Consider the following 13655-nt stretch of genomic DNA (forward strand, 5'->3'; position numbering starts at 1 on the left):
GCATGAAAGTTGCAATTTGCGATGATAGTGAACAGGATATTGCAGATCTGAAAGAAAAACTATTAAAAATCATTGAGGGACAGATAGAAAATTGTGAAATTCATGTATATACGGATGTTACAAAATTCTTAAAAGAGATTCATACAATTTCTTTTGATGGAATATTTTTGGATATTGATATGCCGCAGATGACAGGAATACAGGCGGCACAGCGGGTCAGGGAGGCTTTGCCGGATGTTGGCTTGGTTTTTGTGTCGTCCTGTGAAAGCATGGTTTTTGAAGCGATTAAAACCACACCGCTTCGGTTTATCAGAAAAGCGCGGCTTGAAGAAGAACTGGAAGAGGCAGTTACGGCATTATTAAACAGATATCATAGCTTGAAAAACTACTATGATTTCTGCGTCAATGGCAATACCGTGCGTTTAAAGTTGTCAGAAATTTACTATTTTGAAAGTGCCAAGCACTATGTAAAAATAAAGACACTTCAGGAAGATTATATGGTTCGTGCCAAAATGGCAGATTTAGAACAGATTTTTAATGAAAAGGGATTTGTGCGGGTTCAGTCAGGATACATCGTTAATCTGCGCCATGTAGACAGAGTCCGTTACAAAGATGTGCTGATGAATAACGGGGAGTGTATTTCCATCAGCAGGGACCGTCTGGAAGACCTGAAATTAAAACACCTGGAATTTATCCGGCGTGAAAATAATTTGTGAGGCAGATTTGTAAATGTTAAAGTTGGATATAGTAACAAATATTGTTTCAACATTGATTGAATGTACAATTTATACGGCAATTTTAAATGCATACTGGAAATATGAGAGCAAGTACCGCTATGTTGTCAGTACGCTTGCAGCAGCACTTTTTTTTGTTGTTGGATTTTTCTTTTCTGACAGTCCGGTGCTTCAGATGGCACTGGGCGTTGCCGTAATTATCGGATACAGTATGATTGTGATGCATGGCGGGCTGTGGCAGTCTGCTACAATTGCGCTGGTGCTGCTGATTAATACACTGCTTGTCAATCTGGCGACCAATCTGTGCGTGGAAATTTTATCGTGGTACCGCGGTGCGGAACAGATTATCAACACCGCTGCTTCCCAGATGGCATATGTGGCATTAAACCGGATTGTATTTATTATTACCTTTTATATCTGGGGCAGACTCCTTGCCAAAAGGCGCATGATTAAAAGAGAAGAATGGCTGATGCTGGCAGTTTATTTTATTGCGGACAGTGTTGCCGCGGTAGCACTGATTTTATGGACCTATGTGCGCCACTTTGACGGACGGGATTATATTTATGTTCTTGCAATTGAAATTGCCATCATTGTAATGACTGTTGTACCGCTTGCGATTGCCAATTCAATCAGTTATAAAAATGATTATGAAAAACGCAATGAACTGGCAAATTTAAAGCTGCAGGCACAGCGTGCGGATATTATCCGCATGGATAAAGAGTATCAGGATATCCGCAAAATCCGCCACGATATGGTGAAACATCTTAATATTTATATGCACCTGTTAAATGATGGAGATTACGAAGGATTAAGGCAGGCAATCGGTGAACATATTGAAGACTGTGGACAGAATAAGTATGTTTATGTGGCGGGAAACAATCTGGTCAATTCCGTGTTAAATGAAAAAAAAGTATTATGCGAACATGAAAATATTAAAATGCAGGTAGAAGTGACGGCTTCCGTGGACGGAGAGCGGGAACTGGATATTGCGGTGATGCTTTCAAATCTGCTGGATAATGCGGTAGAAGCACAGAAAAAAATCACACAGGATAAGCCGCGCAGCATTTTTCTTAAAATTTTCTCATATGAGAATAAATATTCAATTCTTATAAAGAACACCGTTGCAAAATCAGTGTTGCAGAATAACCCGCGTTTTATTACTGATAAAACCAATCGCTATCTGCACGGAATCGGCATGAAAAGCATTGAACATACAGTAGATAAAAATGGCGGATATATCCAGCGGTATGAGGAAGACGGGATGTTCTGTGTACATATTTTGCTGTAAAACAACGCAGATTATGCCAAAATAACGTGAATTATGCCACCTGACTTGAATAAAAATGCACAGTAAATTATAGTATAAGTGACAGGAACACATATGAAGGACTTTTCTTTTCCGTTAATATTCACTGGGGAGAGTAAGAATATGAACAGCAGCCGGAATGCGGGTTTAGGCTGCTGGGATAAGTATCGTGAGAGAGTTTTAACTTTATACGAATTGAGTTTGTGCGGTTGTTATAAAGCTAGGTGTTTGCAAGAACATACAAAGAGGGATTGTAATAAGAATACAAACGATAAGAGAAAGAATTGGTAAGTGTCTTCAGTCATAAATGTATGGGATATTGGTGGTTGTGAAAATAGGAACGTGTATAATTTAGTGTGTTAACAAAAAAGGATTAGCAGGACAGGGCTAATCCTTTTTTGACTAAAAGAAAGAAAAATATACCACCGAATCGGAAACCGGGAGGAATTGTAGTTATGAAAAAGCACATTGCATTTAAAATCATGTTACCGTTAATTGTTATTTTTATTCTGACTGTGACGGTCAATGTCAGTACGACAAGCCAGTTCCAGTCATTCCGTGAGGTCTGCGAGGGAATGTCTAATACCACAACAGAAGTGCCACAGGAAATCCGGGATACGGCGGGCAGCATGGCAGAAGGAATTACGGCGGGATTATCAAGAAATGGCGTGATTTCATCTTTACAGCTGGCAATGGTTATTGTAACGATTATCGTAACGTATGTTTCGGTTGTAAAGCCGCTGCAGAAGACACAAAAACAGCTCAACGATATGATTGAAAAGCTGGAAAAGAATGAAGGCAATCTTGAAGAACGGATTGAAACGAAAAAAGAAGATGAAATCGGACGTCTGATTTTCGGTATCAATATGTTTTTGGATAAATTACAGGTGATTATGAAGCGGATTGAAGACCATTCAATTTCACTTGATGGGGCATCCGGCAATATTATAAAGAAGGTAGAATCCTCAGCAGAAAGCGCAGGGGAGTTATCGGAAGAAACAGCAAAGCTTTGCAATGAAATTGATGCAATTTCAGACGCAGTTGAAATGATAACAGGGGATATGAAGCAGCTGGAAGCAGGCAGCAGTGAAATCGAAAAAGCGAGTGCTGACGGTAAAGAATATACAGTCCACATGAAAGAAAGAGCCAATGAAATCCAGGCACTGGCAGGAAACAGCAAGAATGCTTCCAAAGAAATTACATCTTCTTTAGAGAAAGATTTAAGAACATCTGTTGAAAGCAGTAAGAGTGTCAATGTCATTAAGACACTGACAGAGGATATTTTATCCATTGCAAGCCAGACCAACCTCTTAGCACTGAATGCTTCCATTGAAGCAGCAAGAGCCGGAGAAGCAGGAAAAGGTTTTGCGGTCGTAGCAGATGAAATCAGACAGCTTGCGGATAACAGCCGTAACACGGCAAACAGTATTCAGGAAATCAGCGAAGAAGTGGTATCTTCCGTAGAACAGCTTGCAGTTTCATCCGATAAACTCTTAGAGTATGTCACATCGAATGTACAGGCAGATTATGATAAGTTTGTAACAGCTTCTGCACAGTATTTAGAGGATGCAGATACACTCGAAAATATGATGGCTGATTTTGAAAATAAGACCAGTAACCTATTAGAATCATCGGCGCATGTCGGAAGCAAGATTGTGGAGATTTCCGATACGATTGAGGAAGAAAAGAACCGTGTAGAGGCATTTTCCGGTTCAGTGGACAAGGTCCTTTCCAACATGGATGAAATACAGGAATGTACCAATGTCAATGAGGCAGTATCAAAGGATTTAAAGAAAGAGATTGCAAAATTCAGTGTAATCTGATTTAATTCTTGCATTTTGCCTGACCCTATGGTATTATCAAAATTATCAAAGATAGGAAAAGGCAAAGAAGGAGACTCTTTTTCATGGAACCTGACAGGAAGGCGGTGTCATCGACTGAGAACCCGCTAAGGGAATTGTTAAAGGGAACGCTCCGGAGCTGGATTGTTGAAAGCGGTTAAAGCCGTCGTAGGCAGTTCCGTATGCGCGCGTTAAGCGGTTGAAGGAGTGCTTATTTTAGTACTTGAAGCGGGTGGTACCGCGGATAAGATGAATTATCTGCCCCGGAATATTTCTTGAAAGAGAAGTATTCCGGGGATTTTTTGGTTTGAAGAAACTGTTATGCAGTATTCGTAAGAAAGCCCGAATGTTCCGGTACACAGACTGATGATACGGCATAAATATTGTGCGCGTTTTACTTTTTCACACAAAGCGGATAGCTTGTGAAATAAATGACAAAAATATCTATAAATTTAAAGAAAAGGAGTCAAAAAAAGAATGGGAAACATTTACAGAGATACCACATTGAACAATGTGAGTGAACAGGACATCGGAAAGGAGTTAAAGGTTGCAGGCTGGGTTGAAAATATCCGTGACCACGGCGGAGTATCTTTCATTGATTTAAGAGATATGTATGCCGTATTACAGGTTGTTATCCGTGACCCTGAACTTTTAAAGGGCATTAAGAAGGAAGAGTGTATTTCTATCGAAGGCGTGGTAGAAAAAAGAGATGAAGAAACATACAATCCGAAGATTCCGTCAGGAACAATCGAACTCGAAGCAAAGAAGATTACAATGCTCGGACAGGTTTACTCAACCATTCCTTTTGAAGTTATGACTTCTAAAGAGGTTCGTGAAGATGTCCGCTTAAAATACCGTTATCTGGATTTAAGAAATGAAAAAGTAAAGAACAACATGATTTTCCGTTCACAGGTTATCGCATTTTTACGTCAGAAGATGACAGAAATGGGATTCCTTGAAATTCAGACACCGATTCTTTGTGCTTCTTCACCGGAAGGTGCAAGAGATTATATCGTACCGTCCAGAAAATACAAGGGCAAGTTCTACGCTCTGCCACAGGCACCACAGCAGTATAAGCAGCTGTTAATGGTATCCGGTTTTGATAAGTATTTCCAGGTTGCACCGTGCTTCCGTGATGAAGATGCAAGAGCAGACCGTTCACCGGGAGAATTCTATCAGTTAGACTTTGAAATGAGCTTTGCAACACAGGAAGATGTCTTCCGTGTGGGTGAAGAAGTGCTGACAGCCGCATTTGAAAAGTTTGCACCGGAAGGTTATGAAGTAACAAAGGCACCGTATCCGATTATCAGCTACAAGCAGGCAATGTTAGAGTTCGGTACAGATAAGCCGGATTTAAGAAATCCGCTTCGTATTATTGATGTAACAGATTTCTTCCAGAGATGTACATTTAAGCCGTTTATCGGAAAGACAGTCCGTGCCGTAAAGGTTCATGCAAATATGTCTAAGGGCTTCCATGAAAAGCTGTTGAAGTTTGCAACAGGCATTGGCATGGGCGGACTGGGTTATCTGGAAGTTCTTGAAGATTTATCTTACAAGGGACCGATTGATAAGTTTATCCCGGACGATATGAAGAAGGAATTCTTAGAACTTGCAGGACTTGAAGCCGGAGATACAATTTTCTTCATGGCAGATAAGGAAGAAAGAGCTGCATACTTTGCAGGACAGATTCGTACAGAACTTGGTACAAAGCTTGACTTACTGGAAAAGAACGCATACCGTTTCTGCTACATTAATGACTTCCCAATGTTTGAAAAAGACCCTGAAACAAAGAAGATTGGATTTACACACAACCCATTCTCTATGCCACAGGGCGGTCTTGAAGCATTAAATACAATGGACCCGTTAGATATCTTAGCTTACCAGTATGATATTGTCTGCAACGGTGTAGAATTATCATCCGGTGCCGTAAGAAACCACGATATGCAGATTATGGTAAAGGCATTTGAAATTGCAGGCTATGATGAAGAAGTATTAAAAGAGAAGTTTGGCGCACTCTACAATGCGTTCCAGTTCGGTGCACCGCCACACGCCGGTATGGCACCTGGTATCGACCGTATGATTATGTTACTGCGCAACGAAGAAAATATCCGTGAAATTATTCCGTTCCCAATGAGCGGTACAGCACAGGATTTAATGTGCGGCGCACCAAACGAAGTAACAGAACAGCAGTTAAGAGAAGTGCATATCAAAGTGCGTGATTAAATATTGACCTGCGGCGCATAACGCCTGCGGATTGGAGAGAAGTGTGAAAAAGCCATAAATTAGAGCTTTTTCACACTGCTATTTGCTTCTGCGAAGGCAAATAGCTTTGATGGCAGAAGTGAAATCGCCTGCGCGAATTTCACTTCGCCGCTTCGCGACAAAGTCGCTCAGATTGGAGAGGAGTGTGAAAAAGCCATAAATTAGAGCTTTTTCACACAGATATTTTGTGGAGCAGGCACCACAAAATATCTTTTATCGCAGGACGGATATGAAAATCCGTCCGCGTATCCTCCGGCGGATAACGCCTGCGGAATGGAGAGGAAATATGGCAAATGTAATTAGTGACGAAACCATTGAATATGTCGGCATTTTGGCAAAGTTAGAGCTTTCTGACGAGGAAAAGGAAGCAGCTAAAAAAGATATGGCAAGCATGTTAGACCATATTGATAAGTTAAATGAACTGGATACAACGGGCGTTGAACCGATGTCCCATGTATTCCCGGTTGAAAATGTGATGCGTGAAGATGTCGTAACCAACGGGGACGGCAGTGAAGCCACACTTGCAAATGCACCGGAACGGAAAGAAGATGCATTTGTTGTGCCAAAGACAGTCGATTAAGTAAAACGGTAGCGTGAAACGCTTCGGAATGGAGATAAATATGAGTTTGTTGGAATTGACAGCCGTGGAACTGGCAAAAGAAATCAAAGCCGGTAAAACCACAGCAGTAGAGGCAATGAAAGCAGTGTTGGAACAGATTGAAAAAACAGAAGAAACGTATCACTGCTATATCACGATAGATAAAGAAAAAGCAATGCAGGCAGCCAAAGAAGCACAGGAAAAGATTGAAGCCGGAACACTGACCGGACCTTTAGCCGGTGTGCCGGTTGCCATTAAGGACAACCTTTGTACAAAGGGCGTTGTGACAACGTGTGCATCAAAGATTCTGGAAAATTTTGTTCCGCAGTATGATGCAGAAGCCGTTGTGAAATTACAGGAAGCCGGTGCGGTTATGATTGGTAAGACCAACATGGATGAATTTGCCATGGGTTCTACCACAGAAACCTCTGCATATGGCGTTACAAAAAATCCACGCAACCCGGAACACGTACCGGGTGGTTCTTCAGGCGGTTCGGCAGCAGCGGTTGCGGCAGACGAGTGCTTTTTTGCATTGGGTTCTGATACAGGTGGTTCTATCAGACAGCCTGCATCTTACTGCGGTGTTGTCGGCATGAAACCGACATACGGAACAGTATCCCGTTACGGACTGGTCGCTTACGGTTCATCCTTAGACCAGATTGGACCGCTCTGCAAGGACGTAACCGATTGTGCAACGATTATGGAAGTCATCGCTTCCCATGATTTAAAGGATTCTACATCGGTAGAGCGCAAAGATACCGATTTTACAAGTGCGCTGGTTGATGATGTAAAAGGCATGAGAATCGGCATTCCAAAGGATTACTTCGGGGAAGGCTTAGACCCTGATGTCAAGGCATCGGTGCTGAATGCAGTTGAAGTCTTAAAGGCAAAGGGAGCAATTGTTGAAGAATTTGATTTAAGCCTTGTAGAATATGCAATTCCTACGTATTATACGATTGCGGCAGCAGAAGCCAGTTCCAATCTGGAACGTTTTGACGGTGTAAAATACGGATACCGTGCAAAGGATTACGAAGGTCTGCACAATATGTACAAAAAGACCCGTTCCGAGGGCTTCGGACCGGAAGTTAAGAGAAGAATTATGCTGGGTTCTTTCGTATTAAGCTCAGGCTATTACGATGCGTACTACTTAAAGGCACTGCGTGTTAAAGCGCTGATTAAAAAAGCATTTGACGAAGCATTTGCAAAATATGATGTCATTATCGGACCGGCTGCACCGACAACCGCACCGAAGCTTGGCAGCTCTTTAAGTGACCCGATTAAAATGTATTTAAGTGATATTTACACCATTTCCGTAAACCTTGCAGGTCTGCCGGGCATGACCGTGCCTTGCGGAACGGATAAGAACGGTCTGCCGGTCGGTATGCAGCTTATCGGCAACTGCTTTGAAGAAAAGAAACTCATTCAGACAGCTTATACGTATGAACAGAGCAGAAAGGAGAACTAAAACTATGGCAAAAGAATATGAAACCGTCATTGGTCTGGAAGTCCATGTAGAACTTGCAACCAAAACAAAGATTTTCTGCGGCTGTTCTACAGCCTTCGGAGGTTCTCCAAACAGCCATACATGCCCTGTCTGCACCGGTATGCCGGGTTCGCTTCCGGTATTAAACAAGCAGGTTGTGGAATATGCGGCGGCAGTCGGTCTTGCAACCAACTGTACGATTACACAGAATTGTAAATTTGACCGTAAGAATTATTTTTACCCGGATAATCCGCAGAATTATCAGATTTCACAGTTATATCTGCCAATCTGCCGCAACGGTCATGTTGATATCGAGTTAGAAGACGGAACGACAAAGCAGATCCGGATTCATGAAATCCATATGGAAGAAGATGCCGGAAAACTGGTTCACGATGAATGGGACGATGTATCTTATGTGGATTACAACCGTTCCGGTGTGCCGTTAATCGAAATCGTATCCGAACCGGATATGAGAAGTGCAGAGGAAGTTATCGCTTACTTGGATAAGTTAAGACTGATTATCCAGTATCTGGGTGCTTCTGACTGTAAGCTTCAGGAGGGTTCTATGAGAGCCGATGTCAACCTGTCTGTCAGAGAAGCCGGCAGTGAAGCCTTCGGTACAAGAACCGAAACAAAGAACTTAAATTCCTTCAGTGCCATTGCAAGAGCCATTGAAGCGGAAAAGAACCGTCAGATTGACCTGATTGAATCCGGCGAGGCCGTTGTACAGGAAACAAGAAGATGGGACGACAATAAGGAATATTCATATGCCATGCGTTCAAAGGAAGATGCGCAGGATTACCGCTATTTCCCGGATCCGGACCTTGTACCGGTGCATATCAGTGATGCGTGGTTAGAGGAAATCCGTTCCCGCCAGCCGGAATTTAAGACGGAAAAGATGGCAAGATACAAAGAAGAATTTGGAATCCCGGACTATGATATCGGTATTCTTACGGATTCCAAAAAGCTTGCGGATTTATTTGAAGCCACCACGGCAATCTGCAGCCAGCCAAAGAAGGTTTCCAACTGGTTAATGGGCGAAACGATGCGCATTTTAAAGGAAAAGGAAATGGAACCGGAAGACATTACATTTTCACCGGAAAACCTTGCAAAGCTGATTGGTCTTGTTGAAGCAGGAACAATTAACGGTTCAGTTGCAAAGGAAATCTTTGAAAAGATTTTCGATGAGGATATTAATCCGGAACAGTACGTGGAAGAACACGGCTTAAAGCAGGTCAATGACGAGGGCGCACTCCGTGCGACAATTGAAGAAGTCATTGCGGCAAATCCACAGTCCGTTGAAGATTACAGAAACGGTAAGGAAAAGGCAATCGGATTTTTAGTCGGTCAGACAATGAAAGCCATGAAGGGCAAAGCAAACCCGGGCATGGTCAATCAGATTTTAAAAGAATTATTGTAAAATGTATGCGCGGTAAATTTAGTTTTGCCGCGCATATCACAAAATAGCGGCTGTATGCAGGCAGAATGGAGTACATAAATGACAGGAGCAGATTTTTTAATTACCCTGCCGGAATTTCCGGATAAAAAGGTGAGCATTAAAGATTTCGGTGCAGTGGAAAATCAGACAGACATTGCAGGAAGCAAAAGAAATGCGGCGGCAATCAACAGTGCCATGAGTGTTATTTCAAACGAGGGCGGCGGAACGGTTGTGATTCCGAAAGGAATCTGGATTACCGGACCGATCCGTCTGCAAAGCAATGTGTGTCTGTATTTAGAGCACGGCGCGGTTGTAAAGTTTTCAAAAAATATAGAGGAGTACCCGCTGATTCTGACCAATTACGAGGGACAGGAGTGTATCCGTACTGTTTCACCGGTTACGGCAGACCATGCAGAAAATATTGCAATCTGCGGTGATGGTGTGATTGACGGAAGCGGCGACTTATGGCGGCCGGTCAAACAGTTTAAGATGACGGAGCGCCAGTGGGCAGAGCTGATGAAGAAAAACAGCAATGTCCTCGATACCAAAGAGGGAGGAATCTGGTTTCCGACAGAATCAGCCTTTCTGGGCAATGAAAAGAATATCCAGAAGGACGAAAAAGATGCTTTAAAGAAAGCGGAACAGCATTACGACTTTTACCGTCCGGTTATGGTAAGCCTTGAATACTGCGACAGGGTGCTGCTAGAGGGTGTGACCTTTATGAATTCACCGGCATGGAATATTCACCCGTTTTTCTGTACGAATCTGACGGTAAAGGACGCAGTGATCCGCAATCCGTACTATGCGCAGAACGGGGATGGCATCGATGTGGAATCCTGTAACGGTGTTGAAATCTATAATTGTACGTTTGAAACGGGTGATGATGCAATCTGCATCAAATCCGGTAAAAATGCAGAGGCGCGTACCTTTGAAGGTCCTTGTGAAAATGTGTATATCCATGACTGCCTTGTCAATGAGGGACACGGCGGCTTCGTTGTGGGCAGTGAAATGTCCCGCGGCGTAAAGCACGTTTTGGTGGAAAACTGTACATTTTTAGGTACGGATGTCGGTGTGCGCTTTAAGAGTGCCATGGGACGCGGCGGCGTGGTAGAGGATATTGAGGTAAGCCATATCCAGATGACCGGTATCAAGCATGAGGCAGTGATTCTTACAATGTCTTATGTGCTTAATCTTTTAAACCGCGAACAGGGTGCAGAAGGATTTTCAGAAGACGATATTCCATATTTTAAGAATATCACCATGCACAATATCAACTGCATGGGCGCAGAAACAGCCGTAAAAATTGAGCCGATGCAGGGAAAACCGGAAACAATCAGTGATATTACGATCCGGGATTCATGGTTTGAAGCAGAAAAAGAAAATGTCATTGACGGTGTGAATATCCACATCGAAGCATAATAAATATACGACAAATAGCTGTGTAAAAATGTCTTTTAAAAAGCGTTTTTACACGGCATTTTTAAAATAAGAGCAGGAAAAAGCATGGAATATTAGATTTTAATTGTGGATGATGATAAGGATTTATCGTGGATAATTGCAGAAATGTTACAGGATTATGGGTATAAAGTATTGTGTGCCGCAGACAGTGCATATGGATACGACACCCGAAAAGCGCATGAAATTTGCTGAAGTTATTATCAGAAAATGCGATGAAGTATCGGCGCTGACCAATGACTTATTTTTACATGCGCTTTCCGATATGGACAGTGTACGGCTTTACCTGCCGGATTCGGAATGGGTGATTTCGGCTGATGAAAAAAGGCTCATGCAGCTTACGGAAAACATTTTAAATAATGCGGCAAAATATGGGGAAATGCCGGTGGATATTACGATACGGCAGAAAGATAACGATACGGTGCAGATAAATTTTAAAGATTATGGAAATGGAATGAAAGACGAAGACATACCGTTTGCACTGATTGTGGTTATCATGTTCTGTCACAGAATGTTTTTGCAGGAAAAAACGGATATCGGCATTTTAAAGGCAATGGGACTGACATCCATACAGCTTCGGTTGTCGTTTGGACTGCGCTTTTTAATGCTTGCGGTATCGGGAGCAGTGCCGGGAGTGATTTGCTCTGTTCTTTTGTCGGGAAAGCTTCTGACTGCAATATTAAAGCCAATGGGGATTACACATTTAATCATTTCACTGCGCCCGGCTTCGGTGCTGTTTCCGATAGGACTTATCTGTGTCAGCTTCTTTTTATTTGCGTTTTTGGTATCCCGCGGGATAAAAAAGCTTTCCGCTACTGTACTAATTGCGGAGTAGAAATGAGATTTTCTATATTGATTTTGCCAAAAGTGTGTTATATAATTTTATAGTTAATACAGCAAAATTTTATGGAGGAGTCAATGAAGAACTATCTTAATCAGACCGACAAAACGGTTGAAGATGAATTACATGATGAATGTGGTGTTTTCGGCGCATATGATTTCGACGGAAATGATGTAGCATCAACGATTTATTATGGTTTATTTGCATTACAGCACCGAGGACAGGAAAGCTGCGGTATTGCAGTCAGTGACACAGAAGGCCCGAAGGGAAAAGTCCTTGCACACAAGGATATGGGACTTGTCAATGAAGTGTTTAATGCAAAAAATCTTGAGAATTTAAAAGGAAATATCGGTGTTGGACATGTCAGATATTCCACAGCTGGAAGCAGTGTCAGAGAGAATGCCCAGCCACTGGTTTTAAATTATGTAAAAGGAACACTGGGACTTGCTCACAACGGTAATCTTTTAAATGCACTGGAATTAAGAGAAGAACTTTCTTACACAGGAGCAATTTTCCAGACTACCATTGATTCTGAAGTAATTGCATATTTAATTGCCAGACAGAGATTAAAGGTTGGAACCGTTGAAGAGGCGGTAAAGGGTGCAATGCAGAAGTTAAAAGGTGCATATTCCCTTATTGTCATGAGTCCCAGAAAGTTAATCGGCGCAAGAGACCCGTTTGGCTTTAAGCCGCTTTGTATCGGCAAGCGTGACAATGCGTATTTTCTGTCATCAGAAACCTGCGCACTTGATACGGTCGGTGCAGAATTTGTTCGTGACGTGCTTCCGGGTGAAATTGTAACGATTACAAAGGACGGTATTGCATCGGATACCAGTCTTTGTCAGGAAAAGAAAGCAAGATGTATTTTTGAATATATCTATTTTGCCCGTCCGGACAGCGATATCGACGGCATGGGCGTTTACGAATCCCGTATCAATGCAGGAAAGATTCTTGCAAAGACACATCCGGTAGAAGCAGACCTTGTTGTCGGTGTGCCTGAATCCGGAAATGCGGCGGCACTTGGCTATTCTATGCAGTCCGGTATTCCATACGGCAATGCTTTTATTAAGAACAACTATGTAGGACGAACCTTTATTAAGCCGAAGCAGGAGCAGCGCGAGTCCAGCGTAAAGGTAAAGTTAAATGTTTTAAAAGAAGCGGTGGCAGGCAAAAGGGTTGTCATGATTGATGATTCCATTGTGCGCGGTACAACGAGTGCAAGAATTGTCAGCCTGTTAAAGAATGCAGGCGCAGCAGAGGTGCATGTAAGAATCAGTTCTCCTCCGTTTAAGCACCCATGCTACTTTGGAACGGATATTCCGTCAGAAGACCAGCTGATTGCTTCAGGACACACCGTAGACGAAATCTGCAAGCTGATTGGTGCAGATTCCCTCGGCTATCTGGAAGTAGACCGTTTAAGTGAAATGATTAACGGACAGAAGGATTACTGTGATGCCTGCTTTACCGGAAATTACCCGATAGAGCCGCCGACACAGGATATCCGTGGCGAAATGGGCTAAACAGACAGAGAAGTAAAGCTTTCTTCGGTCGGTTTGATGAAACGGCACGAATGGAGAATGAGAAATATACAGCTTGTATATAATATACGGCATATAAATACACTCAGTATATAAAGTATGAAAGATGTATAGAATGTGTGCAATATATAGAGTGATGTAAAAAAAGAAAGGCGGATT

Annotated in this window: 10 protein-coding genes; all 10 read left to right on the top strand. The window is 42.5% G+C overall.

Annotated elements, in window-relative coordinates; translation table 11 throughout:
- The first annotated feature begins 2 nt into the window (after nucleotides 1–2).
- The 10 genes from LI288_RS00315 (at nucleotide 3) to purF (ending at nucleotide 13478) form a co-directional block, all read left to right on the top strand.
- Entirely contained in the window at nucleotides 3–716 is a 714-nt protein-coding gene (locus LI288_RS00315; RefSeq protein ID WP_227089071.1) for a LytR/AlgR family response regulator transcription factor, read from the top strand.
- A gap of 13 nt (nucleotides 717–729) precedes the next feature.
- The gene (locus tag LI288_RS00320) at nucleotides 730–2022 is read left to right on the top strand and encodes a GHKL domain-containing protein (protein WP_022431466.1); all 1293 of its coding nucleotides are present in this window, start codon (nucleotides 730–732) and stop codon (nucleotides 2020–2022) included.
- Between the two features lie 473 nt (nucleotides 2023–2495).
- Nucleotides 2496–3863: a methyl-accepting chemotaxis protein gene (locus LI288_RS00325; protein ID WP_227089072.1), complete on the top strand. Its 1368-nt coding sequence runs from the start codon at nucleotides 2496–2498 to the stop codon at nucleotides 3861–3863.
- 495 nt (nucleotides 3864–4358) lie between these two features.
- Nucleotides 4359–6104, top strand: a complete 1746-nt coding sequence (gene aspS, locus LI288_RS00330) for an aspartate--tRNA ligase (protein WP_022431470.1) — start codon at nucleotides 4359–4361, stop codon at nucleotides 6102–6104.
- Nucleotides 6105–6429: 325 nt separating this feature from the next.
- The gene (gene gatC, locus LI288_RS00335; RefSeq protein WP_022431471.1) at nucleotides 6430–6723 is read left to right on the top strand and encodes an Asp-tRNA(Asn)/Glu-tRNA(Gln) amidotransferase subunit GatC; all 294 of its coding nucleotides are present in this window, start codon (nucleotides 6430–6432) and stop codon (nucleotides 6721–6723) included.
- A 40-nt stretch (nucleotides 6724–6763) separates the two neighbouring features.
- Entirely contained in the window at nucleotides 6764–8206 is a 1443-nt protein-coding gene (gene gatA, locus LI288_RS00340) for an Asp-tRNA(Asn)/Glu-tRNA(Gln) amidotransferase subunit GatA (RefSeq protein ID WP_022431472.1), read from the top strand.
- A gap of 4 nt (nucleotides 8207–8210) precedes the next feature.
- Nucleotides 8211–9644, top strand: a complete 1434-nt coding sequence (gene gatB, locus LI288_RS00345; RefSeq protein WP_227089073.1) for an Asp-tRNA(Asn)/Glu-tRNA(Gln) amidotransferase subunit GatB — start codon at nucleotides 8211–8213, stop codon at nucleotides 9642–9644.
- Between the two features lie 78 nt (nucleotides 9645–9722).
- A complete protein-coding gene (locus LI288_RS00350) occupies nucleotides 9723–11081 on the top strand; it encodes a glycoside hydrolase family 28 protein (RefSeq protein ID WP_227089074.1) in 1359 nt (452 codons plus the stop codon).
- A 157-nt stretch (nucleotides 11082–11238) separates the two neighbouring features.
- Entirely contained in the window at nucleotides 11239–11952 is a 714-nt protein-coding gene (locus LI288_RS00355) for an ATP-binding protein (protein ID WP_227089075.1), read from the top strand.
- An 83-nt stretch (nucleotides 11953–12035) separates the two neighbouring features.
- Complete coding sequence (gene purF / locus LI288_RS00360; protein ID WP_227089076.1) at nucleotides 12036–13478, top strand: amidophosphoribosyltransferase; 1443 nt, start codon at nucleotides 12036–12038, stop codon at nucleotides 13476–13478.
- Nucleotides 13479–13655 lie beyond the last annotated feature (177 nt).

The sequence above is a fragment of the Lachnospira pectinoschiza genome (assembly GCF_020564355.1).
Classification (GTDB): Bacteria; Bacillota; Clostridia; order Lachnospirales; family Lachnospiraceae; genus Lachnospira; species Lachnospira intestinalis.